The organism is Mucilaginibacter flavidus (assembly GCF_024055575.1).
In the GTDB taxonomy this organism is placed as follows: domain Bacteria; phylum Bacteroidota; class Bacteroidia; order Sphingobacteriales; family Sphingobacteriaceae; genus Mucilaginibacter; species Mucilaginibacter flavidus.
The window spans coordinates 662,533-688,332 of record NZ_JAMXOE010000001.1; the positions used below are offsets into that span (position 1 = coordinate 662,533).

Annotated in this window: 19 protein-coding genes; 12 read left to right on the forward strand and 7 right to left on the reverse strand. The window is 43.4% G+C overall.

Translation table 11 applies throughout. The features are described 5' to 3' along the window. Positions 1–70: 70 nt before the first annotated feature. The gene (locus tag NAF19_RS02990; protein WP_252788261.1) at positions 71–751 is read right to left on the reverse strand and encodes a GNAT family N-acetyltransferase; all 681 of its coding nucleotides are present in this window, start codon (positions 749–751) and stop codon (positions 71–73) included. A gap of 220 nt (positions 752–971) precedes the next feature. On the opposite strand from NAF19_RS02990, the gene NAF19_RS02995 reads away from it, so the two are divergent. Further along, complete coding sequence (locus NAF19_RS02995; protein ID WP_252788262.1) at positions 972–1,250, forward strand: DUF1905 domain-containing protein; 279 nt, start codon at positions 972–974, stop codon at positions 1,248–1,250. A gap of 377 nt (positions 1,251–1,627) precedes the next feature. Here the strand turns inward: NAF19_RS02995 and NAF19_RS03000 are convergent, their stop codons facing one another. Next, positions 1,628–4,492 (reverse strand): outer membrane beta-barrel protein, encoded by a 2,865-nt coding sequence (locus NAF19_RS03000; RefSeq protein ID WP_252788263.1) that lies wholly within the window; start codon positions 4,490–4,492, stop codon positions 1,628–1,630. A gap of 285 nt (positions 4,493–4,777) precedes the next feature. Between NAF19_RS03000 and NAF19_RS03005 the strand changes: the two genes are divergently transcribed. From NAF19_RS03005 to NAF19_RS03030, 6 genes are all read left to right on the forward strand, one after another. Further along, on the forward strand, positions 4,778–5,848 hold the full coding sequence (locus tag NAF19_RS03005) for a sensor histidine kinase (RefSeq protein ID WP_252788264.1): 1,071 nt from the start codon (positions 4,778–4,780) through the stop codon (positions 5,846–5,848). Further along, a complete protein-coding gene (locus tag NAF19_RS03010; protein ID WP_252788265.1) occupies positions 5,845–6,606 on the forward strand; it encodes a LytR/AlgR family response regulator transcription factor in 762 nt (253 codons plus the stop codon). The genes NAF19_RS03005 and NAF19_RS03010 overlap by 4 nt, the downstream gene beginning before the upstream one ends. A 294-nt stretch (positions 6,607–6,900) precedes the next feature. After that, positions 6,901–8,025: a Fic family protein gene (locus NAF19_RS03015; protein ID WP_252788266.1), complete on the forward strand. Its 1,125-nt coding sequence runs from the start codon at positions 6,901–6,903 to the stop codon at positions 8,023–8,025. Between the two features lie 297 nt (positions 8,026–8,322). Continuing rightward, on the forward strand, positions 8,323–9,534 hold the full coding sequence (locus NAF19_RS03020) for an efflux RND transporter periplasmic adaptor subunit (RefSeq protein WP_252788267.1): 1,212 nt from the start codon (positions 8,323–8,325) through the stop codon (positions 9,532–9,534). Between the two features lie 113 nt (positions 9,535–9,647). After that, positions 9,648–12,809 carry an efflux RND transporter permease subunit gene (locus NAF19_RS03025; RefSeq protein ID WP_252788268.1) on the forward strand — a complete coding sequence of 1,054 codons (3,162 nt, stop codon included), beginning with the start codon at positions 9,648–9,650 and terminating at the stop codon, positions 12,807–12,809. A gap of 14 nt (positions 12,810–12,823) precedes the next feature. Continuing rightward, positions 12,824–14,227: an efflux transporter outer membrane subunit gene (locus NAF19_RS03030; protein ID WP_252788269.1), complete on the forward strand. Its 1,404-nt coding sequence runs from the start codon at positions 12,824–12,826 to the stop codon at positions 14,225–14,227. Between the two features lie 148 nt (positions 14,228–14,375). On the opposite strand, the gene NAF19_RS03035 is transcribed toward NAF19_RS03030, so the two are convergent. The 3 genes from NAF19_RS03035 to NAF19_RS03045 all read right to left on the reverse strand — a co-directional run bounded on the left by NAF19_RS03035 (position 14,376) and on the right by NAF19_RS03045 (position 17,139). Then, positions 14,376–14,735 carry a hypothetical protein gene (locus NAF19_RS03035; protein ID WP_252788270.1) on the reverse strand — a complete coding sequence of 120 codons (360 nt, stop codon included), beginning with the start codon at positions 14,733–14,735 and terminating at the stop codon, positions 14,376–14,378. A 548-nt stretch (positions 14,736–15,283) separates the two neighbouring features. Next, the gene (locus NAF19_RS03040; RefSeq protein WP_252788271.1) at positions 15,284–16,183 is read right to left on the reverse strand and encodes an MBL fold metallo-hydrolase; all 900 of its coding nucleotides are present in this window, start codon (positions 16,181–16,183) and stop codon (positions 15,284–15,286) included. Positions 16,184–16,272: 89 nt separating this feature from the next. Further along, positions 16,273–17,139, reverse strand: coding sequence for an alpha/beta hydrolase (locus tag NAF19_RS03045; protein ID WP_252788272.1), 867 nt, complete (start codon positions 17,137–17,139; stop codon positions 16,273–16,275). Positions 17,140–17,331: 192 nt separating this feature from the next. Here NAF19_RS03045 and NAF19_RS03050 point away from each other — a divergent pair, with 192 nt between their 5' ends. After that, positions 17,332–18,999: an ArnT family glycosyltransferase gene (locus NAF19_RS03050; RefSeq protein WP_252788273.1), complete on the forward strand. Its 1,668-nt coding sequence runs from the start codon at positions 17,332–17,334 to the stop codon at positions 18,997–18,999. A gap of 6 nt (positions 19,000–19,005) precedes the next feature. On the opposite strand, the gene NAF19_RS03055 is transcribed toward NAF19_RS03050, so the two are convergent. Further along, positions 19,006–19,437 (reverse strand): DoxX family protein, encoded by a 432-nt coding sequence (locus NAF19_RS03055; RefSeq protein WP_252788274.1) that lies wholly within the window; start codon positions 19,435–19,437, stop codon positions 19,006–19,008. Between the two features lie 112 nt (positions 19,438–19,549). On the opposite strand from NAF19_RS03055, the gene NAF19_RS03060 reads away from it, so the two are divergent. Both NAF19_RS03060 and NAF19_RS03065 read left to right on the forward strand, forming a co-directional pair. Continuing rightward, the gene (locus NAF19_RS03060) at positions 19,550–20,434 is read left to right on the forward strand and encodes a winged helix-turn-helix domain-containing protein (protein ID WP_252788275.1); all 885 of its coding nucleotides are present in this window, start codon (positions 19,550–19,552) and stop codon (positions 20,432–20,434) included. 350 nt (positions 20,435–20,784) lie between these two features. After that, the gene (locus tag NAF19_RS03065; protein ID WP_252788276.1) at positions 20,785–22,017 is read left to right on the forward strand and encodes a serpin family protein; all 1,233 of its coding nucleotides are present in this window, start codon (positions 20,785–20,787) and stop codon (positions 22,015–22,017) included. Between the two features lie 85 nt (positions 22,018–22,102). Here the strand turns inward: NAF19_RS03065 and NAF19_RS03070 are convergent, their stop codons facing one another. Beyond that, entirely contained in the window at positions 22,103–24,508 is a 2,406-nt protein-coding gene (locus NAF19_RS03070) for an ABC transporter permease (RefSeq protein ID WP_252788277.1), read from the reverse strand. Positions 24,509–24,722: 214 nt separating this feature from the next. Between NAF19_RS03070 and NAF19_RS03075 the strand changes: the two genes are divergently transcribed. Both NAF19_RS03075 and NAF19_RS03080 read left to right on the forward strand, forming a co-directional pair. Beyond that, positions 24,723–25,163 (forward strand): DinB family protein, encoded by a 441-nt coding sequence (locus NAF19_RS03075; RefSeq protein WP_252788278.1) that lies wholly within the window; start codon positions 24,723–24,725, stop codon positions 25,161–25,163. 273 nt (positions 25,164–25,436) lie between these two features. Further along, positions 25,437–25,793 (forward strand): response regulator transcription factor, encoded by a 357-nt coding sequence (locus tag NAF19_RS03080; protein WP_252788279.1) that lies wholly within the window; start codon positions 25,437–25,439, stop codon positions 25,791–25,793. The last annotated feature ends 7 nt before the right edge of the window (positions 25,794–25,800 follow it).

A 25,800-nucleotide genomic window follows, 5' to 3' on the forward strand; every position in this document is an offset into this window, starting at 1 on the left:
ATTTTGTGGGAACCGCGAATTTGCGCTGAATTGCAAGCAGGAGACGCGATGCATCGCGTCTCTACAATTCTTACCCCTTCTTAATCACGTAAAAAAATATCCTCGTCCTGGTTTCAAACCCAAGCGAGTGGTAAAGATTTATCGCCCTTTCGTTTTTTGCTAACACATGCAGAAATGGAATTTCGCCGGCCGCCTTTATGCGCTCCACCTGGTACATAATTAACCGGGCAGCATAGCCTTTGCCAACATGGTCGGGGTGGGTGCATACGGCACTTACCTCGGCATAGGGTTTTGGGTTTAAACGCTGGCCCGCCATTGCCACCAGTTCCCCGCCCTCAAAAATTCCGCGGTAATGCCCGTACTCTATGGTTCTTTGTGCAAACGGGCCGGGATTGGTCAATTTAGTAAGCGCGAGCATTGCGGGCACGTGTTCTTCGGTTAAAGTGACAAATTCCTGTTTCTTATCTACCTGCCGGGCGGGCGTTTCGCACACCATTTGCAGGCAATCCATACGTTCAATTAGTCGCCAGCTTTCGGGGATAGTTATTTCAACCGGTGAAATCACACCAAAAAAAGCCTGCGGCGGGGCCATGTCATAAAGCGCCTGCAGGTTTTCAACTGTATTTTCATTCAGCGCGGCAAATGGCGAAACATCCGGCTGAAAATATTTAACATTACCGGTACCGACAGCGAATTGGGAATTTCCGGAGTGCAGCGCATTCCAGGCAGGATTATCAAGCAGGTGTTTCATTATAACGGCATTTTAATAAGATGCTTTTGATGCATCAAAGTATAACTGGCGGCGGCAAATCTATTAAATTACCAATTACACCAAAGAATTTCAATGTACATTTACACATCATATTATTGTCATTTAAACCACCTCATGTTGTCATTAATGCCACTCACTCTCCCGGCATAATGAAAGTATGTTTGTATTGTTCAATCTGTTAACTTTAAATAATAGTAACATGAGTACGCTAAACGAACAATTTACAGCAATGCTGTTAAAAAGCCCCAACAAAGGCGGCTGGACCTATGTAATATGGCCTGAATCAGTTTCGTTTTTTAAAACCCGCGGCTTAGTTAAAGTGCGCGGCACAGTCGACGGTCATCCTTTCCGCAGTTCCTTTATGGCCTTAGGCGATGGTACGCACAAACTGCCGGTAAAAGCAGAAATGCAAAAACTCATCAATAAAAAAGAAGGCGACAGCGTAACGGTGGTTTTAGAAGAAAGGCTGGAAAAATAATTTGAAGATGAGTTGATTTGAAGATTTGAAAATGATACAATCCTGGTAATCCCTGAATCGTGTCAAATCGGTGCAATCATCCCCGAATCGGTGAAATCAAAAAATAAAGAAAGGCGTTCCGTATCTCACCCCGGAACGCCCTTTTAATGTTAAAATCAGTCCCGGTTGTTACCAGGCCAATCAACTAAATCCAGGCCGGGTATCTCACCTCCCGCACCTTTTCTCATGATTATTTAAAATCATTAAGGTCTTTATTACTGAATACCTGTATGACGCACAGTTATACGGTATCGTTACAAAAATTTCATGTAAAATCCTTATAAACAACCAATAGAGCTATGTTGAACACATTGTCAACATAGCTCTATCAGCTAAAATTATAATCCGCCGCCGCCCGGAGGGCCGCCAAAGCCACCACCACCCGGAGGGCCGCCGCCCATTCGCGGACCACCGGGACCACCTGGCCCCATATTAGGTGCTTTGCCCGCCATTTTGGTAAAACGGTAAGTAAATGTTAACAAGTAATACCTGCCTAATTTATTGGCATTGGTTTGAGTCACAAAGTTTCCGTTTTGCGTGCTGGTGTAGCCGGTGTTCTCATTAAACACATCGTAAACCCCGGCACGTACGGCTGCCATGTTACCTTTCAGGAACCTGCGCTCAACATAGGTGTTAAATATGTTGGGATTGGTTGAGCCTTTATAACCATAGTACAGCATTTTGGTATAATCGTAGCTTAGTGTCCAGTTTTTCCAAAAATAGTTTTTACCATTAAGGCCCAGCTGCCAGGTGCGGAAATTGTCGTTAATTCCCGGCTGGTTTATCGAGTTTTTTGAAGAGTTAATGGTATAAGTGGTATTGGCTTCAGCATCAATAATATCTGTAATATCAACCCTGAAACGTACTGCCGGCGCTATTACCCAAGTTTTTGCATTATTTTTTTCAGTGGTCGGGTCAAACGTAGTCGCATCGATATTTGTGATGAATGATGCATTGTTGATGTACGATACATTACCCTGCAAAAACAGGTTATACTTGCGTTTTTGCCAAGGCTTGTTGAATACAAAGAAACCTTGCAAAGCTGAATAGCCACTGGTATTCAGATATTGCGTTTCAATAGTACCTGCCAGTTTGCTGTTAAGCGGGTAGTTAACAGGGTAAGTCACTGTATTTGAAACAATTTTGTTGGATGTTGCGGTGTACGATAAATTACTGAAGAAGATATTTCCTGTTTCGAAACTAAAGTTATTGTACCTGAAATCTATCCGGTTGTTATACTCGGGCTTTAGCTCGGGGTTACCAGTAATAGGGTACGATGCACTGGAGAAATCAGTAACCGGCTGCAATTGCGAAAAACTTGGTTGGTTGCTCGAGCCGCTATAGTTGGCGCTGAATGATTGCGACCGCGAGAAGTTATAAATAAAATGCGCATTAGGAGATACGTTAAACGCCGTTGAGTTGGTTGGCATGCCTGTAGTTACCGAGTAGCCTTTTAAAACAGAAGGCTGCGCGGTAATCCCTAATACATAATTGTACTTCTTCTCTACAAAACGATAGTTTAAACCAAAGCGATTGGTTATAAACGTAAAATTGTAGTTATTGCTTAACAGGGGATAATTGTTTATTTGTGTGCTGTTGGTAACCAGTGTATCGGTTTGTTTGTCGGCAGTGGTATAGCTGTGGCGGTAGTTGTAGTTAACCTCCAGGTACGCCTTTTTTGACAGCGGCTCGATATACGAAAGCGATGTACCGATAGTATCGGTATGGCTGTTTGTATTGATAAACTGGTCGAGAGGGGCATTTGCAGCGCCGTCGATATAGGTGTATACCGGGTTTTGATAAGCCCTGCTGGTTGAGCGGCCCGTACCAATGTTTATGCTGAAGTTACGGCCATGGTTGTTAAACCGGTGATTATACAATGCATTGATGCCATAGTTTGGTGCTGATGAATTGCTGAGTGATTTAAAGCTATAGTTTGATACCGTGGCCGACTGGTTAGCTAAAAGGTTGGAGCCTGTTTGGTCAGTATTAAGACCTGTGTAAGTGTAAGATGGGCTTACCTTTAAATAGTTAATGGTATCAGGTTTCCACTCCAGGTTAAAGTTTAAACGGTGAAATTTGGTTTCATCGTCCTTAACACTGCTTTGCGAGTTGGTACTGGGGTTAACGAGCGATATGTTATTTTGAATAGTACTGCTGATAGTATTTGTCGACTTATCCGAGAAACTGTAGCTACCATACACTGTAATCTTTTTACCCCAGCTATCACGATAGTTAAAACCAATAGAACGATTTATTGATATACCAGTTGGGTTGTTATTGCCTCCCGGAGGCCCGCCGCCTCCACCTTGCCGGCCACCGGGACCGCCGCCGTTAAACAAATTCGTATTGGTATTATTAAGGTTACCCAATACGGCAATTTGCTGGGCATCGTTAAAGTTAAACATGTTTGCCTGCGCTAAGTAACGGGCGCCGCCGCCAATACCATCTTTAGTGGGTATTAGGTCATGCCCCGCACCAACACTGGCCTGGCCAAAATAGCCATGGTTACGGCTTGGCTTTATGTTGATATTTAAAACGGTCTCAGGGTCGCCGGTTTTAATGCCGGTCATGTTTGCCTGGTCGCCGTAGTCGTTTACCATTTGTACGTTCTGTACGGCGTCGGCAGGTAGGTTTTGGGTGGCCGTTTTTAAATCCCCGCCAAAAAAGTCTTTGCCGTTTACCCGCACTTTGGTAACGCTCTTCCCGCGAAAGGTCATATTACCATCCTTATCTACATCGGCACCAGGGATCTTTTTAATAAGGTCCTCAACAGGTGCGCCGTCACGTACCTTGTAGGCGGCTGCATTAAATTCAACAGTATCTTCTTTTATTTTAACAGGAACAACGTCGGTAATTGTAACCCCTGTCAGCATCGTTGTCGACCGTTTTAATATAATCGGTTTTAAAAATACCGGGTTGTTGGTGTTATCAAATGTAAGCCGTATACGTTTTGGCTCGTAGCCTATCGATTGTATTACCAGGCTAATCTGCGTCGCCTTTACGCCGTTAAAAACAAAAGCACCCTTCGAGTCTGTGATTGTACTTACGCTATCTTTCCCGGTTAGTAATTTAACGCTCGAGCCGGGCAGGGTCGCCTTGGTACTGTCTATTAGCGTTCCGTGTACGTCGCGGCCCGTTTGTGCAAAGCTGTTAACGCTTATTAAAAGCAGTGCGGCAATAAAAAAGTATATTGATTTCATATCTTGTTTTCTTTTTTAGATGCCGCAAATAAATAACAAACCTTTGGCACCAAAAAACAGGATAGACAGAGGCTTAATAAGAGTAGACTAAACCCAATTTTTAACCTATAAAAGCTGAATTTTTACTGTCGTTTATAAAATCCGGTTTCTATCGGTAGTTTTTGCCCCGTTGTCGATAAGTTTTGGGCGCTTATAGATTTTGATTGGGTTTGTGTGCTCTTGCTTTGTAATATTGTTGTTATAATTGACCGTGATAAGCGTTTGATTTTTAATAATTTAAGGATAATGATACCAAAATCAAAAAGTAAAATAATAACCTTTATCATCCACATATTAATATGGGGCGTATTTGGTTTGATATATTTTTTTCAGCTGCTTAACTGGAACATTACCGTACCCTACCAGCTTTGGATAAAACAAAGCATAATTTTAGGGTTATTGGTTGTGGCCTTTTATGTCAATTCGTTTGTACTGGTGCCAAAAATTTTGTTAAAAAATAAAACCAGCATTTACTTTCTTATTATTACCGGCGTTGTTGCTATAGTTGTGTTGCTCAATATTTATGTGGATGAATGGCTTCATATCCACAGACTGATGGATATAGCTTTTCATAAAGGCGGCCCGCCGAGAAAGAGTCATGGCCGCGATCACAATTGGGACTTTTTGATGCTGGCCAATGTGGCCCTGGTATTAGGCATCAGCACCAGTATAACCGCCATACAAAAATGGCAGAAAGATAAACAACTTCACCAGGATATGGAGCAGGAACGGGTGAGTTCGGAACTATCATTCCTTAAAGCGCAGATAAACCCGCATTTCTTTTTCAATACGCTTAATAACATTTATGCTTTGACACATATTAATGCAGAAGTATCACGCAAAGCTATTCACCAGCTATCGCGCATGATGCGGTATGTATTGTATGATACGCAAAACAGCACAACGCTGTTAAGCCAGGAGATTGCTTTTATAAAAGATTATATTGACCTGATGAAATTGCGCCTAACCGATGTGGTTAAAATAGATTTCAGCACACCGGCTGCATTGAAAGACATGGGTATTGCGCCGATGATATTTTTGCCATTTATTGAAAACGCCTTTAAACACGGTGTAAGTGCTACCCAACCAAGCTACATTAGTATAATTGTCAATCAAAAGGACGGTATTATTGAATTAAATGTGGTTAACACTATAATTAAGGAACAAAACAATAACTTAGAGGAAGGCAGCGGTATTGGGCTTAATAACACGCGGCGCCGGCTTGATTTATTGTATCCCGGCAAACATACTTTGCTGATAAACGAAAGCACTACCGAAAACGCATATTTAGTTAACCTAACACTTAACCTGGCATGACAATTAATTGTATAGCTGTTGACGACGAGCCCTTAGCGCTTGGCCTGGTATGCTCATTTATTGAGCAAACCCCGTTTTTAAATTTGGCTGGCCGCTACTCAAGCGCGGTTGAAGCGCTGCGGGCCATACACTCGCAAAAAATAGACGTGCTGTTTTTAGATATACAAATGCCCGATTTGAATGGCATTGAATTGGCGCGCGTGCTCGATAACAGCAAAACAAACAAGCCCCGAATTATTTTCACCACTGCCTACAATCAATTCGCTCTTGAGGGTTACCGGGTTGATGCGCTTGACTACCTGCTGAAGCCATTTAATTATGAGGAATTTTTAAATGCGGCCCACAAAGCGTTGGCCTATGCCCAGCTTGTTGAGAAATCAAATACCGTTCCAGCAGCCATAGCCGCGCCGGCTGCCGCAGTTGAAGAACGTATTGAGGACGAGTATCTATTTTTAAAGGTTGAGTACCAATTGGTGCGTTTAGCACTCAGCGACATACTGTACATCGAAGGGTTAAAAGACTACGTAAAAGTTTGGCTGCAAAGCGCCGAAAAGCCGGTCCTGTCATTAACCAGTTTGAAATCATTGGAAGAAAAGCTGCCCGCCAAACGGTTTATGCGGGTACACCGCTCGTTCATTGTCTCGTTGGATAAGATAAATTCAATCACTCGCAATGCCCTGCAAATAGGCAAAATAAACATCACCGTTGGCGACCAGTATAAGGAAGCCTTTGGCAAGTTTTTGAGTAAGTGGGTGTGAGGTGGTTGAATTTGTTGTAAAGGCTGTAAGGGTTAAATATTCCTTATTTTAGTTTTCTAAAACAATACCGCACCTTATTTTAGTTTTTTGGCAAAATCTAAAATAACACAATTTGTTATTTTAGTTTCCTAACACAATGGCTAGCCTTATTTTAGTTTTCCAGTAAAATCTAAAATAGTATTATTCCTTATTTTAGTAAACTAAAACAGCTCCGCTTCTTATTTTAGTTTTTTTATAAAATCTAAAATAATTCATACCTTTATTTTAGTTTAATTCAAAAAACTAAAATAACAAATGAAAACCTTTGATGCAGGTGTTTACATAAACCAGGGGTATTACAAAAGCTTTCAGCCAAATTTGATTGATAAGGCGTGGAAATTGGATGATATGGAGCTTATTCAACTGCTGGGGAACGCCGACAGGCAAATTGGGCGGCTGGACATGTACTCAAAATATGTTCCAAACCTGGATATGTTTATCCAGATGCATGTTGCAAAAGAGGCTACACAATCCAGCAAAATTGAAGGTACCAAAACCAATATTACCGATGCCATGATGGAAAAGGAGGATATTGCTTCAAACCGTGTGGATGATTGGATTGAGGTGCAAAATTATATCAGCGCCATGAATTATGGGGTTGAGCGTTTGCAGCATTTACCATTTTCATCACGCTTGATTAAAGATACACACAAGGTATTGTTAAAAGGTTCAAGGGGCGAGCAGAAACATCCCGGCAATTTCAGGACGAGCCAAAACTGGATTGGTGGCGCAACCATAAATGATGCCAAGTTTATTCCGCCTGTACATACCAGCATTGCAGAATTAATGAGTGATTTGGAAAAATTTGCCCATAATGAAACCGCCTATTTTCCGGAGCTGCTTAAAATAGCGCTGATACATTACCAGTTTGAAACCATCCACCCGTTTTTAGATGGTAATGGAAGGATTGGGCGTTTGTTTATCACCTTGTATTTGGTTTCAAAAGGCATTTTAAATCAACCTATCTTATATCTGTCGGATTTTTTCGAGAAAAACCGGAGTAATTACTTTGATAATTTGATGAACGTTCGCGAACGCAATGATATCAACCATTGGTTTAAGTTTTTTTTAGTGGGGATAATCGAAACTGCAACCAAGGGAATTGAAACATTTGATAAAATACTGCAATTGCAAAAAACAATCGAGTTAAAAATAAATACGCTGGGCAGCAGGGCGGCAAACGCCCAAAAAGTAGTGCATCATTTGTTTCAAAAGCCAATAATAAATACGGCAGTTATAGGTAAGGCAGCAGATTTGTCGGCAGCATCTGCCTATAAACTAGCAAGGGATATGGAACGCCTCGGAATATTCATAGAAACAACCGGCGGGCAAAGGGGTAAAATTTATGTTTTTGAAGAATATTTAAATCTTTTCAGGTAATAGAATAGTCCAAAAGACTACATTCTTTGTAACACAATCCCCTCTCTCGCGTCATACACAAGTATCATTGTTTAAACAAAAGGGCATTCGGTTTAATAAAATGCCCTTTGGATTGAAATTATTTTCACTCCGCCCAAATAAAAATATGTTTGCGCCTGATTAACCGGCAACTATAATAAACCCCCTTTTAAAAGGTAAATATTAAGCATTCATCAATTAATACTTATGTCCAACATCTACTAAAATAATGCTGCTATATTTGCGGGCTTTTTAACTCCCCTGTTTTCCATCACGCTCATGACCACTAACAACAATATAATTTCTTTTTTTACAGGCCGTTCTTTTACCCGGTTAATAAAACCAACACTGGCAATTGCCGGCTTTTCGTTGCTTTTAACGTCGTGTGGCGAAAAAGGTAAACAAGCAAACGGTGCAGGTGGCCCTCAGCAGGCACAAAGCTACAAAACGGTTACCCTGCAACCGCGCGAAGCCACTTTAAATACCGACTATCCGGCCAGCATTCAGGGCCTGCAAAACATCGAAATACGCCCTAAAGTCGACGGCTTTGTGGAAGGTATCTATGTAGATGAAGGCAGCCTGGTTAAAAAGGGTCAATTACTTTTCAAAATTAAAGCCCCTCAATACGAGCAGGATGTGCGCACCGCCGAAGCCGGTATACAAACCGCACAGGCCGACGTTAATACCGCCAATTTACAGGTAAACAAGGTAAAGCCGTTGGTTGAGAAAGACATCATCAGCCATTATGAGCTTGAATCGGCACAAAATACATTGCAAACCAAGCAGGCGGCATTGGCGCAGGCCAGGGCGGCATTTGCCAATGCTAAAGTTAACTTGGGTTATACAACAATTACCAGCCCGGTTGATGGCGTTATAGGTTCGCTGCCCTACAAACTGGGTAGCCTGGTAAGCAGCGCCACCGTAGACCCTTTGACAACAGTTTACAACACCGCAACGGTTTATGCTTATTTTGCCATTAACGAAAAACAATTGCTGGACATCAACAGGGACAGCACGGGCACATCGCTTAAATCAAAATTAAACAACCTTCCAAAAGTTTCGCTCCTGTTACCTGACGGTACTACTTACGACCACAACGGCAAGGTGGAAACTGTAAACGGGCTAATCAATACAAGCACCGGATCGGCCAATTTCAGGGCTGCATTTGTAAACCCCAGGGGACTTTTACGCACTGGTAGCAGCGCGACTGTCCGTATGCCCGTTTTATTAAAATCAGCCATTTTGGTGCCGCAGAACGTTACTTACGAATTGCAGGACAAACGTTTTGTTTATGTAATAGACAACCAAAACAAGGTTAAAAACGTGGCCATCACTACTATGGATAATACCCCCGGCCAGTTTTACGTGGTTACCGGAGGTATAAAAAATGGCGACAAAATAATTGCCGAAGGTGCAACCAACTTAAAAGACGGCACTGAAATTAAACCCGTTGAAGTAAGCCCCGACGTGGTTTTTAAAGATTTAAAATAGTCCTGTAGGGACGCAACACTTGCGTCTCTAAATACATTTGCCCGGACGATAAAATGCCCCAATACATAAATATCCTGAGACGCAAGTATTGCGTCTCTACATAGAAAATAAACATGTTAAAAAAATCCATAGAGCGGCCGGTACTTTCCACGGTGATATCGGTATTACTGGTTATTTTGGGGGTGATAGGTTTAATTAACCTGCCGATATCCCAATACCCCAATATTGCTCCGCCGACAGTATTTGTATCTACCAACTACAGCGGCGCCAATGCCGATGTTGTTTTGAAAAGCGTTATCGTTCCGCTGGAGGAGCAGATTAATGGTGTGGAGAACATGACCTACATGACCTCATCGGCAGGTAACGATGGCTCGGCACAAATAACTATTTTCTTTAAAGTGGGCACCAATCCCGACCTTGCTGCGGTTAACGTGCAGAACCGGGTATCAAGGGCGGTGAGCCTTTTGCCACAGGTAGTTACGCAGGCAGGGGTTACAGTTGCTAAAAGCCAGAATAGTAACCTTCTGATATTCTCGCTATACAGCGAAAACAAGGATTATGACGACACCTTTTTGCAAAACTATTGCCAGATAAACCTTGTGCCTGCCATTCAGCGGGTAAACGGCGTGGGTAACACACAGATATTTACGCAAAAGGAATACTCTATGCGTATTTGGCTAAAACCGGACGTTATGGCCAGCTATAGCCTGGTACCTGATGACGTTACCCAGGCCCTGAACGAACAAAATATTGAGGCCGCGCCCGGTAAGTTTGGCGAAAACAGCAAAGAATCGTTTCAATACGTGATAAAATATACCGGCAGGCTTAAAACCACCCAGCAATTTGGCGATATTATTATCAAATCTGTTGGCAAAGGCCAGTTGCTGCGTTTAAAAGATGTTGCCCGCATCGAGCTGGGCGCGTTGGATTATTCGGCCATCTTAAAAACAAATGGCTTGCCATCCATCGGTGTAGGCATTACCCAGGCATCAGGCTCAAATGCGCGCGATGTAATCAACAATACCAAAAAAATACTGGAAACAGCCCAGGAATCATTCCCCAAGGGCATAAAATTAACCTACCTGGTTGATGCTAATGAATACCTGAACGCCTCTATCGAAAAGGTTATCAGCACACTTATAGAAGCATTTATACTGGTGTTTATAGTGGTATTCGTTTTCCTGCAGGATTTCCGTTCGACGCTGATCCCGGCCATTGCTGTGCCGGTGGCTATTGTGGGTACATTTTTCTTTTTAGATCTGTTTGGTTTCACCATTAACCTGCTTACACTTTTTGCCATGGTGCTGGCTATCGGTATCGTAGTGGATGATGCTATTGTTGTTGTCGAGGCCGTGCATGCCAAGCTTGATAAAGGCTATAAAAGTGCGCGCAAAGCATCGGTTGATGCAATGAAAGAGATCTCGGGAGCAATTATTTCAATTACGCTGGTTATGTCGGCGGTGTTTTTACCGGTTACCTTCATTTCCGGTTCAACAGGTGTATTTTACAAACAGTTCGGTATTACACTGGCGGTGGCTATCCTGCTATCGGCGGTTAACGCGTTAACGCTGAGCCCCGCATTATGTGCAATATTTTTAAAACCGCATAATGAAGAGCATAAGAAGAAACGTCTTTTTAACTTTTTTTATTCCCGGTTTGATAAGGCGTTTTTTACCGTTACTAAAAAGTACGAAAAATCGGTAAAGTGGCTGGCCGCCAAAAAATGGGTGGTGATAGTTGCCATTGTGTTCTTTGGGGTATTGCTTACCTTCCTGATAAAAACAACGCCCTCCAGCTTTGTACCCAGCGAGGACCAGGGAACCATTTTCGTGAGTATTACTTTGCCGCCCGCCTCGGGCATGGAACGCACCAGCGCCATAACCAAACAGGTAGACAGTGTTGCACACTCAATCCCTTCGGTATTAAATACGCTTCAAATTATTGGGTTTAGCTTTACCGGTGGCAGCGGCAGCGCCTATAGCATGGACATTGTGAAGCTGAAGAAATGGGATCAGCGGAAAAATGATGACATAAAGAAAGTTATCGGTCAGCTCTATGCCAAAATCGCTAATATTCACGGTGCCTCCATGTTTATTTTTTCGCCGCCAACCATACAAGGCTTTGGCCAGGGCGGCGGCTTTGAATTTCAATTGGAAGACAAAGGCGGCCACACTTCTGCCGAGATATACAAAGTTATGACTGATTTCCTGGCAGCTCTTGGCAAACGCAAAGAAATTCAGAACACCAACACCTCGTTCAATCCAAATTTTCCACAATTCCAGGTTGATGTAAACGTGGCCAAATGTAAAGAGGCGGGTATCGAAGTTACCTCGGTAATAAATACCTTACAGGGCTATTATGGCGGTTTGTATGCGTCCAACTTTAACCAATTTGGCAAGCAGTACCGTGTAATGGTACAGGCCGATTATTCGTACCGCACCAATCCCGAAGGGCTTAACAAAATATTTGTACGCAATGCCAGCGGTACCATGGCACCCATCACGGAATTTATCAGCCTGACAAAAGTTTTCGGGCCCGAATCAATATCCCGCTTTAATTTATTTACTGCGGTATCTGTTACCGGGTTGCCAAATCCCGGCTACAGCTCGGGTGATGCTATCAACGCTATAAAAGCGGTTGCTGCCGAAAAACTTCCAGCGGGGTATGGTTATGAATTTTCGGGTTTAACCCGTGAGGAAATATCGAGCGGCACGCAGTCGGTTTACATATTTATACTGTGCCTTGTGTTTGTGTACTTTTTGCTAAGCGCGCAATACGAAAGTTACATATTGCCGCTGGCTGTGTTACTGTCATTACCTATAGGCTTATCGGGTACGTATATTTTCGCCAAAATTGCCGGTATAGATAGTAATATTTACGTACAGATATCGCTCATTATGCTCATAGGCCTGCTGTCGAAAAACGCTATCCTGATAGTTGAGTTTGCGCTTGAGCGCAGGCGTGCCGGCATGCCGATACTAAAAGCAGCCATTGAAGGCGCTGAAGCCCGTTTAAGGCCGATTTTGATGACGTCCTTTGCGTTTATATTCGGTATCATGCCGCTGATGTTTTCTACCGGGGCTGGCGCTATCGGCAACCGTTCCATTGGTACCGGCGCTGTCGGGGGTATGTTTATCGGTACCCTTTTTGGATTATTTGCCATCCCTGTATTGTTTATGATTTTCCAAACCATACAAGAGAAAATTAGCGAACCGCGCCGTTTACGCCAGCTTAAAGAAGACGAAGAAGATGCAGCAGCCGGGGCTGCAAACTAACTATTGAAGTACAGATGAACAGAACATCCATAAAATATACATTTCTAACAGTTGCTTTTTTAAGTATCGGGCTATCGTGCAAGGTTATTAAGCCTTATGAGCAGCCACAGCTTAATGCCAGCGACCTATATCGCGGCCAACAAACAACGGACACAGCAACCATGGCAAGCATTCCATGGGAGCGCCTGTTTAAGGATACCGTTTTAAAAGCGCTGATACATGAGGGTTTATACAATAACCTAAACCTCAAAATAGCAATACAAAAAATCAATGAGGCGCAGGCTGCTTTAGGGCAAAGCAAGGCAGCATTATTGCCCAGCTTAAGTGCAGGCGCAAGCGCAACGCGGTCAAAGTTATCAGGTGCAAGCCTGGGCCTGCAAGCCGGCAGCGTAAACCCCTCAAGTACACTTTACCAACTGGGTTTAACCACATCGTGGGAGGCCGATGTTTGGGGCAAGCTAAGCAGCGCCAAACGGGTTGCCTATAATAACCTTCTACAGACTGATGCAGCCAAAAGAGCTGTGCAAACCCAGTTGATCGCCGATATTGCCAACAACTACTACACCTTGCTTGCGCTTGACAAGGAGCTGGAGATTACCACACTTACATTAAAAAACCGCATTAAGGACGTAGAAACCATGAAAGCGCTTAAAGAAGGCGCCGTGGTTAATGGGGCAGCTGTTGTGCAAAGTGAGGCCAATCGCTACGCCGCAGAAGTTGCTATCCCTGATATAAAACGCAGCATCCGCGAAACGGAGAATGCCATCGATATTTTGGTTGGCCGCCCATCTGGTGCATTAAACCGGACAAAGCTTGATGAACAGAAAACGATTGACAGCCTGCAAACCGGTATCCCATCGCAACTGTTAAAAAACCGTCCCGATGTGCAGCAGGCTGAATATGCTTTCCATAGCGCATTTGAAAACACCAACCTGGCGCGCACCTATTTTTATCCGTCGTTAACCATAACAGCCAGTGGTGGCTGGCAAAACCTACAATTGAAAGACTTTTTTGTAGGCTCGATATTTTATAACGTTGCAGCTGGTTTAACCCAGCCCATATTTAACCAGGGCATTAATAAAGCACGGTTAAAAACGGCACAGGCCCAGCAAATGGAAGCCCTTTACGGTTTCCAGCAAACATTACTGGTTGCAGGGCAGGAAGTATCAAACGCTTTATATTCCTACCAAACCGCTACCGAAAAGGGAGGTGCCAGAACCAAACAAATAGCAGCCCTTACCAAAGCCGTTGATTATACCCAGGAATTATTACGTTACAGCTCGGCAACCAATTACACCGATGTGCTAACCTCTGAGCAAAACTTACTGGCCGCCCAGCTTGATGCTGTTAACGACAGGCTGCAGCAATTGCAGGCGGTGGTTAACTTGTACCGGGCGCTTGGTGGCGGCATTAACTAAAATTTTTTGGATTGGTTGGATTTTAGGATTCTCATGGCAACATGTCGGCGATTAAGCGTATAATCCTATCAATCTTAAAAATCTTAGCCAAAGAAAAGCACCGCCCTTTTCAGGAGCGGTGCTTCAAGTATAAGGGGTTAATCAATTATTATTCCTGTACGATGAAGGTCTTTGTTTTGTCTTCGCTGTAAACGTGGATGTTCTTTTTAACCACCTGCCCGGCAGTAGTAACTTCCATTGTATAGTCGCCGTAGTCAAGGCCGCTTAGTACGTATCCTTTTGAACCGTTGGCTGCAAGTACGTCTTTACGCAACACATTTTTGTCCTGGTCGTAAATCATTACGATCGATTTTGCGTCGGCAGCTTTAACGGCTATGCCTTTGTTAGAAGCAAGGGCTGAAATGGTTACCGAAGGCACATCTGCTTTAACTGTTTTTGCAGGAACCGCTGCGAATAAACCTGCTGATGCTAATAAAAATAGTGCGGTTAATTTGATTGAATTTTTCATGTCTTTAATCTTTTTAATGTTATGTGAATGTTTTTGTTATCGTTTTACAATTCAAAGGTGCGACAACTTGAAACACTAAAAAAACCAAATAGACCACTACCGCATAGTAATAGACATACGCCCAAAATCAGCCTGCAAACGCTGTAAAGCGCTAATTATCTGAATAATAGAAGTTTTATCGGCCGATTACAGTCATTCATCGGCGTAATTGCAGCGCTGGTGGAATGTGCATGGGTTATCGATGCCATCTGGAAGGAAAAAAAGATTGTGCCGAAAAAATCAACGCAATCAGCGTAATCATAAAATTCAGCGATTTACTCCATCAGTCCCGGCTCAAAAACCTTCATATCTATCGGCTCATCTGCTTTTAAATCGCGGTAGGTTTAGAGACCTTATAGCCGCTTGATTGGTAACCACAATACTATTGATTCCTGATTAGCGTGTGCAGAGTTTGCTTCGTTCCTCAGCAATGACAATTGGGTTTATATCCGCAAAAGCTAGGCTCCCACTTCGTGCAATTCGCCTAAATTCGTGTTATTAGTGTCAAACTATGATTTCGTCAGCTCTTCATAAGCCGATTGTATACCGCGCTGTATGCCATCGCCCTGCCATTCGGTTACGCCAGGGATAGAAGTAGCGGCCATTATCTCATCCTTGGTTTTTCCTGCTTTAACCGCGCCCGATACATAGGCTTCCAACTTTTCCATAAAGTCCTGCATCAGCTTTACATCTTCCATTGTGCCGATCACTTTTTGCGGGTCGAAAGCATGACCAAAAACAAACATTGTATTTTTATCAAATTTTTTAGTAGCCTGTTCCAAAGCCATCGGCCAGTGTTTTACCGAAGCGCCTGCGCTGTTGTCAACAAACGGGTAACGGCGGTTAAACACCAAATCGCCGGTATGCACAATGTTGGCGTTTTCAAAATGGATCATCGCATCGCCGTTGGTGTGGCCGGTACCAAAGTAATGGGCGCTGATATGCTCATCCCCTACTTTAACTTTCCAGGTATCGGTAAACGTAGTGTCCGGGTATAGTTGCTGGTCTACTTTATTATTTTTTTCGGCAACGGCCTTTTGGTTAGCCAGTGAGTTGGCATGTGCGGCAACATTTTTTACAATACCTTTAAAGGAAATATTGCCGCCGGTATGGTCGCCGTGGTGGTGGGTATTTATTAACCACTCAAATGGCACTGTTGATTGTTTTTGCAATTCGGCTATCAGGTGTTTGGCCGGGTCCGGAAATTCGGCGTCTACCACAACAATTCCTTCTTTGTTTATCAGCCAGGCTATGGTACCACCTTGCTCGGCAAACATGCCTACGTTGTTACGCAAAGGTATAAACTGGTAAGTTGGATCGGCAAGCATGGCGGCAAAACTTTTACGGCCTAATAATGCAAGCGAACTTGCTGTTAATGCGGTGTTTCTTAAAAATTGACGGCGTTCCATGGTGGGTAGAGATTAGAGGTTAGTTGAATAGAGATTAGTTGGTTTGTTAATGATGACGTCGTTTTTAATATTTCGGTTGCCCGTTGTTGTTAATATTGATGAAATGCCTGGGATACAAACTCGAGCACATTTGGCAATGATGCGCGCCAGTAAGTCCAGGTATGAGCACCATCGCGGATGCGGAACTCGTGCGGGATTTCCTTTTTACGCATGGCTATGTGCACCAGGCAATTCCCTTCGTATAAAAAATCGTCGTCGCCATCATCAATAAACCAGCGAACAGCTTTCTTCTGGGCATCGGGCATGTTGTTTACCAGCGCCAGGGTGCTATGCTCGTTATAATACTTCACAATAAGTGAATCGGCAATACCGGGGTTATTTTTGGTGATGTTAGTACGGGCATCCTCCAACGTTAATGGCCCTACCGATGCACTCAGCGGGCAGGCCGACGAAAACATTTCGGGATGGTGCAATGCGTACATAAAGGTACCGCCGCCACCCATCGACAGGCCGGAAACCGCCCGGAAACGTTTCTCACTTTTCACCCGGTATTTTTTCTCAACAAAAGGCACCAGTTCCTTAAAAAAGAAATCTTCATAATTCCAGTCGCCCTTAATGTCGTTAAAGTAGCCACGGCGACCTGTATTGGCATCGGGCATGATAATTATCATAGGTGTGGCAATACCATCAGCAATGGCTTTATCAGTTATGTTCAGCACTTCGCCAAATTGAACCCAGCCGGTTTGGTCGTCGCCGCTGCCATGCAACAGGTATAAGATTGGATAGCTGCGCTCGGAAGTTTCGTAACCAGGCGGCAGGTAAACGGCATATTTGCGATCGCTTTTTAATATTTTGCTGGGCACGGTAAGGTTATCGTAAACTTTGCCGGTTTGTGCCATTGATAAAAACGGGCAAAACAACAGTAACAGTACGATGGGGTTAAATAATTTTTTCATAATTAAGGCCGATTGGTTTGTGTCTTCAATATCGGGATATATTATTAAACATGGCAGTTTTAGTGTAAAAATGTTGATATAACGGTTTAACTTAAATCCTTCCGATTTACCCCTTATCTTCTCCCTAAAATACCATCGCAACCGTTTGTAACAGATTTAGTTAAATTATTTTATCTTTATAAGCCTTTTGCAATGACTGACGAGAATTCATTATCAACCGAGAACCAGTTGCTTTACCTTTTTATGGGTGTAGCAGTGTTAGTAAATTTCAGCGGCCTGCTGATACCCATTGCCGGGCCCGATGCTGCCGTTTATGCTGTAGTAGCCAAAACAATGGTGCTGCACAACAATTTTGTGCAGCTGTTTTACCATGGCGCCGATTGGCTCGACAAACCGCATTTCCCCTTTTGGATAACCGCCCTTTCGTTCAAACTCTTTGGTTTTACAACCTGGGCTTATAAGTTGCCGGGCATCTTATTTTTAATGATGGGCGCCCGGTACACCTGGCTGTTTACCAAAACCCTTTACAATAGGGATATTGCTATTTGGAGTGTACTTGTACTGTTAACCGCCCAGCACATTGTGCTTTCGAATAACGACGTGCATGCCGAGCCCTATTTAACCGGGCTTATAATTGCTGCAGTTTATCATTTTTATAACGCTTATATCCGCAATAATTACTGGCAACTATTGTGGGCCTGCCTGTTCACCGCCGGGGCGGTTATGACCAAAGGCATGTTTGCCCTGGTGCCAATTGGCGGGGCAATAGCCGGCCACTTGATCATAACCAGGCAATGGAGGCAGTTATTTAGCTTTAAATGGCTGATAGCAGGTGTTTTAATAGGGATATTTATATTACCCGAGCTTTGGTGCCTTAACCAGCAATTCGACCTGCACCCCGAGAAGGTTGTATTTGGACACAAAGGCGTATCGGGCATAAAATTTTTCTTTTGGGATAGCCAGCTTGGCCGTTTTTTTAACACTGGCCCCATAAAAGGCACCGGCGACCCTACATTTTTTGTACACCCTACGCTTTGGGCATTTTTGCCATGGTCGCTTCTGCTTTTTGCGGCTGTGTTCCAGTTTATAAAAAAGGGGGTAAAACAATCCAATACAAAGGAGTGGTTTTGCGTTAGCGGCGGCCTCTTAACGTTTATTTTATTTTCGGCATCGGGTTTTCAACTGCCGCATTATTTAAATATTGTGTATCCATTTTTTGCCATTATTACGGCACAGTATCTTTATTATGTAACTAGTAAAAACACCATCGTTACTATTGAAGTTACCCAAAAAGTAATCATCAGCTTGATGCTGCTAGGGTTAATTGCACTGCATTATTTCTTCAGACCTGGTGTATTTAGCCTGTACACGGCAGCCACACTCGGTATGCTGTTGGCCATGCTTATATTTTATAATTTCTTTATCGGCTTGCCCGGCTACCAAAAAATCACCATACGCACGGTGCTTTGTACTTTTATTGTTAGCCTTTATCTTAACCTTTCGTTCTATCCCTCACTGATGAAATACCAGGCGGGCAGCGAAGCTGCTAGTTGGATAAACGCCAACAACAAGCATAACCTGCCCGTTGCAGAATTAAAGGACTACAATACTGCCCCCTTTGAATTTTATAACAACAAACCCGTTGCCCTAATTACCATCGACAAATCAAACCTGCCCCTAACGCCGTTTTTACTATACGCAAAGGCTGCCGAACTACCAGCATTAAAGGCCAAAGGCTTAAAAACAATCACACTGGCAACCTTCAAGCGTTACTTGATAACCCGGCTTAATTTTAAGTTTATAAATAAAGAAACACGCGATAAGGAACTGGAAGAAATGTCGGTAGTTGAGGTGGAGTAAATACCCTCATGGTTTTTGAGTCTGGCTTTTCTTGTCGAACAGCAAATAATCGAGACTCCATTTGCCTGCATCGCCAAGAATAAAACTCACAAAAAACAGCAGCAATAAAAATGGAAGTTGCTCATCGCCCCGGATATTACCTTTCCCCATGATAAATATAACAACAGTCATAGTTACTACCAGCGCAATAGAAGCAAACCTTGTGACCAGGCCGAAGACCAATAGTATCCCGCCTAAAAGTTCGGTGGCTTTACCAACATAGGCCATAAAAACAGGTGCGGGAAAATGAATTTCGGTAAGCCAGTCGGCATTTCCTTTCATTTTATCATGGCTGAATACATCTAACCCATATTTAGCGATAATAATACCTGTAATAACCCTGGCAATAACCTGCCAGTTTTTTAAAATAGGATCTGACGACAGCAATTTTTTTAGCATAAATTGTTTTTAAAAATGAATAACTTAGGCCTAAGCTAAGTCAACTACCTTTAAAAGGCATACAACCAACTGTAAAAAATTGTAAACCGAATTGTAAATTTTTTTCCTGATTATGAATTTACTAAAGCCGTTGATTATTGTAGCGCTGCTGTGCCCTTTTGCGGGTAAGGGAATGGATAACCCAATAGATGAGGCCAGGCAAAGGATACTTTTCCGCAGCATAGGGCACGAGCTTCTTTTATCTGTTAACGACCGTACATCCCGCGTACCCCCTTTGCAAAAAATCGACGACGGAAGTTACCGGCTAGATTTTGAGAAGCCGTTTGCGTTTATGCCCGATTCGTTAGTGGTCATAGTGGGGCGAAATTTGAGCAGAATAGCAGCGCCGCCCGAATATATTTTTACGGTGACTGAAGTCGAAAGTCAGGCAACAGCTTATGGCTTTACCACAGCGGATATTATAAAAGGAACAGTCCCATGCACCGGCAGGGCATTGCCTAAGCGAAACTATGTCATTAAGATCCTGGTAGTGCCGGCTATTGCCACGGCAGGCGTGCATGGCTGGAATAGTGTTTTGTTAATTGTAACCGGTTTATTGGTGCTTGCTGTTTTGATATTTATTATTGCATGGAAAGTCCTGACTAAATCAAAACAAAACAAGGCCGTAGCAACTGTAAAACCAGACGACGCGCTTGATTCGACATCCATCCCGATAGGAAAATATCGTTTTTACCCGGACAAGTATTTGCTGCTATGTGATCATGAAAGCACCGAACTTACCGCAAAAGAAGGAAAGCTACTGAGCATATTTACCAGCGATTTAAACCAGGTAATTGATCGCAACCGGCTGCTTAAGGAAGGATGGGAGGATGATGGTGTAATAACAGGCCGCAGCCTCGACATGTACGTTTCAAAGCTGCGTAAAAGGCTGGAAAAAGACGTTTCGGTAAGTATTACCAATGTGCATGGCAAGGGCTATTGTTTAAATGCGGACTAACATAAAGTAAGTTCGATATAAGAACACGATGCTGTGAGTTGCACTCGACACCACAATAGCTGGTCGTCGCCTCACCCTGCCCTCTCCAAAGGAGAGGGTTCCGAAAAGGAATTTCCGAAGAGCGAAGCTCAAGTCCTCTCCTTTGGAGAGGATTTAGGTGAGGCGAAACGCAATCCGTTAAGTAAAACGAAGTTGATTTATTAGTTCCTATTCTTAACCCGAACTCACGGTAACTTAAAGTACAATCGCATATTGACATGTTTTTTCACGCTGCCGTGTATCGTTTAAATTCCCTTCCGCGTAATGCTTAATAACCAGGTGAAAATAGATTGTTACTCCAAATTGGTATTATGATGTTTAAGCACAAAACTCCGCTGTTATTTTTTAGCTTGATTATTGTTATTGCTTCCTGCAAAAAAAACAATGTTAAGCCGGTTGTTACTGGTAAAAACCTGGTATTATCAGCATTAGAGCAGCAAAAAGTAACGGCGGATAATGTGTTTACCCTAAAGCTGTTTAAAAACCTGAGCAGCAGCAATACTGCTGGCGCTAACCTGTTTGCATCGCCTTTAAGCGTTAGTTTTGCACTGGGGATGACAAGCAACGGCGCCAACGGACAAACGCACGACGCTATTAAAAACACCCTTAACTTTAACGGGCTAACACAGGAGCAGGTAAACAGCTATTACAACAATTTAATAACCAACCTGCCCCAGCTGGACCCTAATACAACGTTAAAAATTGCCAACTCCATTTGGTACAGGCAGGAGTTTAGCGCACTGCCCGATTTTTTGCAAACCAATACTACATCCTTCCACGCCAAAGTGCAGGGACTCGATTTTAATAACCCGGCTTCGGTAACACAAATAAATAACTGGGTAAGCGACCAAACCGCCGGTAAAATCCCCACCATAGTTGAGACCATTCCGGCCGATGCGGTGATGTACCTTATCAACGCTATTTATTTTAAAAGCAGCTGGAAAGAAAAATTCGACCCAACTCATACCAACAAACGCACCTTTAATCTTGACGGCGGCGGTAGTGTGCAAGCCGATTTTATGGACAAAATAATGCCCGTTAACTTATTTACAAACGATAATGTTATTGTGGCTGAGCTGCCTTACTCGGGCGATAAATACAGCATGGTGGTAGCTATGCCACAAAGCGGAACTATTGGCAATTTTGTCGCCGGCATAGATTCTGCAAAATGGCAATTATGGATGAACAGCCTTACACCCAGTAAACCGGAAATACAGCTGCCTAAGTTTAAATTTACCTATGAGACCACCCTTAACGATGCTTTAACCCAGCTTGGAATGGGCATTGCCTTTACCAAACTTGCTGATTTCAGCAAGATAAATGCTACTGCATCGCTGCTGATTACCAAGGTTAAGCACAAAGCATTTGTTGAAGTAAATGAAGACGGCACCACCGCAGCAGCCGCTACATCGGTTGAAGTGGGCATAACCGCCGCACCGCTGGCTCCAATGGTAACGCTCAACCATCCCTTCTTTTTTGCCATACGAGAAATGAAAAGCGGGCTGATAGTTTTTGCAGGGACGGTTAACGACCCAACGAAATAAAAGCGCAGCCCCCCAGCCCCCTAAAGGGGGAGCAATATGCGGGCGGCAAATCAAAACTCCCCCTTTAGAGGGCTGGGGGGCTCTGCTACTCTGTTCTGAGGCTCTTCACCGGGTTACTTACTGCTGCTTTAATAGTTTGCAGGGTTATCAGCACTACTGTTAATATCGTCAACAACAAAATCGACAATAAAAACGGATACCCTGTAATATTTATTCGATAGGCATACCCGTTAAGCCAGTTGTGCATTATTAAATACGCCAGCGGGCAGGATACTACGCAAGCTATTAATACCACGCCTAAAAATTCCTTTAAAAACAGGTTGATAATCCCCGGTACCGACGCGCCCAGCACCTTGCGGATGCCGATCTCGCGGGTACGCTTTTGTATGCTTAATGATATTAATCCTACAACGCCCAACAATACTATTACAATTGTAAGAACTCCAGCAATGTATGATGCTTTTTTTAATTGCAATTCTGTAGTGTAAAGTTTCGCGATAGCCTCATCCATAAAATGATATTCAAAAGGTGCATCGGGCATTAACATGCTCCATTGTTTTTGAAGCGCGGTAATGCTGTTTTGCATATCACCGGGTTTTAGCTTAACTGACAAATACCTATAATATTGGGTATAGTTAACATTTGTAAAATTAAGCGGGCCGATTTGCGACTGCATGGAACCCGTATGAAAATCGGCAGTAACGCCGCAAATGGTAAACGGGATGTTTGAACCCGGCGCGTTTACTACCTGGCCTACAGCATCTTCAGGTTTATTCCACCCTAAAGCTTTCGAGGCCGATTCGTTAATTACGATTTTAGCTGAGTCGCCGGGCGTATATTGCGGAGTGAAAAATGTGCCGGCCTTTAGCGGTATGCCATAAGTAGCCGCGTATTGGTTATCGGTTGCTAAGCCGTTCATGCTTATTGCTTTTTTGGGGTCGGCGCCCTGGCGGTAAAGTTGTGCCCCGTTGCCGGCGCCGTCGGGTATCTCCCAGGATAGCGAGACACTGCTCACCTGCGGCATCTGCGAAAGCTGGTAGCGAATGGTTTCCATCTTTTTAACCCCTTTGGCCGACCAGTCGCGTGGCACCTGCGAATAAACCACATAGTCTTTGTTAAAACCAAGGTTCCCTTTCAGAAAATAGGTAACTTGTTGGGAAATGATTATTGAAACAATAAATACCAGCGCTGCCATGCCAAACTGAAAGCCCACCAGTATTTTGCGAAATAGCACGCTCTCCTTCACCGAGCTCAATTTGCCTTTTAATGAATCGACAGATTTTAATGATGATAGCACCAGTGCGGGATAAAGCCCGGCCAATAAGCCAACTAGCAGTGCAAATACAAACGGGAACAGGTAAAAATATGCCGGGAATGCAAACAGCAGCGTTATCTCTTTGCCAAGTGCATCGCTTAAATATGGACGGGCCAGTAAGTATAGGGCTAAAGCTATTAGTGTGGCAATCATCACCAAAAGCACCGATTCAATTAAAAACTGCCAAATCAGTTGTTTCCTCAATCCGCCTAAAACCTTGCGGATACCCATTTCTTTCATACGAGATGCAGACCTTCCCACGCAAATATTCACAAAGTTGATGATGGCCATCAACAAAATAAAGAAGGCAATAGACGATAGCGTGAAAATCATTTTCTTAACTGTCCCGCCGTTGCCTTCACGATAATAATCTTTTAGCGGCACCAGGTACGGGGTTAAATTATCGACCGTTTGCTGTGGCGCATTTTCTTTTATTAAGTGCTTCATCGGCCCAACAAGCTGCGCAGGTGTTATCCCATTTTTTAGTTCGATGTAGCCTACAAGTACATTATTATTCCAGCCCTCCAGGGTGCGGCCCAAAAAATCGGCTGCCTTGGCCGGCAAAAAAATATTGTTTTGGTTGTTATCATTCACGTTCGTTACCGAATTTTTTGACAGTTTATCCAACACCCCCGAAATAGTAAAACCGTGTTTATCACCTTTAAAGCTTTCAATAGTAAGGGTTTGCCCAACCACATCTGTTTTACCGAAGTATTTTATTGCCAGCCGCTCGGTAATCACTGCTGAAAATGGATCGGTAAACGCTTTTTGTGCATCGCCGTGCGCAAGGCCAAAGCCATACATTCTCAACAGGGTGCTGTCGCCAATCTGGATGCTTTCGCGAAAGTGCTTGTCGCCCCTGGAAACTATCGAGCCGACCCCGTCCCAATGGTAATAATTGGCAACCAAACCAGGGTAAACCTCTTTTAAAGTTTTGGGCAGTTGTGCAATAGTGGTAAGCTCCAAACCCAGGTTAGGATCTTTCCATTTGCTTTGGATGATGTATTGGTTGTCTGCATCTTTTAAATCATGGTTTACCTGCAATTCGCCCCAAACATAGGCGCCTATCAGCAATGTAAAAGCGATGCCTACCGAAAGGCCAAGGATATTAATGATTGAAAAGCCTTTGTTTTTTAACAAACTGCGCCAGGCCATAGTGAAGTAATTTTGCAGCATAAGGTTATGTTTTTGTTTGGATGATTAAAAATAGGGTATAAGCAGGTAAGTGGAAGAAGATTAACATAATTTAACATGCCCCCCGGCCCCCTAAAAGGGAAGTTTTTTGACTAGCTGTTTTTTTCTCCCCCTTTAGGGGGTCAGGGGGCTTTTTTTTACGATATTTGACCACCCTGTTACGCTCCTCCGCTATGTAGCGGAGGCTGGGGGGCCTATGGAAAACTACTTTGCCGAACTTTATGAACGCGACCTGCTAAAGCTGCGCGACGAAATCAAAAACTTTAAAGACGATGATAACCTGTGGCGCAAAGAAGATGGTGTAAGCAATTCGGCCGGAACGCTGGTGCTGCATTTAACAGGCAACCTTAACTTTTGCGTTGGCACCACGCTGGGTAACACAGGCTATGTACGCAATCGTGAGCTTGAATTTTCGGCAACGGACGTACCGCGTGCCCAACTTATTGCAGGTATCGACGGGGTAATTGAAATAGTAAAAAACACCCTTCCCGGCCTTACCCAACAACAACTGGAGGCCATTTATCCACTTGAATTTTTTGGCCCAAAAAGTACAGCCTGGTACCTTACCACTCTTTACGGGCACTTAACTTATCATTTAGGGCAGATAAATTATTTGCGGAGAATATTGGAGGGGTGAAGATTTAGAGCCAAGAGTCAAGAACCAAGAGTCAAGATTTATAAGCGCCGTAACAGCTGCGATTGATTATTATCGCCATAGCAGTGCTCAAAAAAGAAATTGCTGTCCTAAAACAGCAATGCGATGATCATTGTAAATGAAGCCATAACACGGCCAGAGGATATTGAGTCACAACTGTAACGTTATTAAAATAAGTATTTTAGTAATAACTAAATATTTATAGCTAAATTACGGTCGCTGTTAAGTTACTAATTAACTGTTAATTACACCGCCGTGGCAAAAAAGGTAATTGTTATTGAGGATAACCGTGATATCCTCGACCTTATGCAATACATTTTGGAAGATGAGGGTTCCGAAGTAATTTCTTCAGTAGATGGCAGTGTACTCGGTAAGGTTGAACAACACGCCCCCGCATTGATTGTACTCGACAACAGCCTTACTAATGAAAAGGGTTCCAGCCTTTGCCGTAAGCTAAAAAGCAACCCATCGACCGCCAAATACCCTATTATCCTGGTATCAGCCATGAATGAGATTAAAGACGTTGCCAAAGAATGCCTGGCCGATGCCTATTTATCAAAACCATTTGATATTAACGAACTGATTGCAATTGTAAAACAATACATTGCTTAGCGTAAAA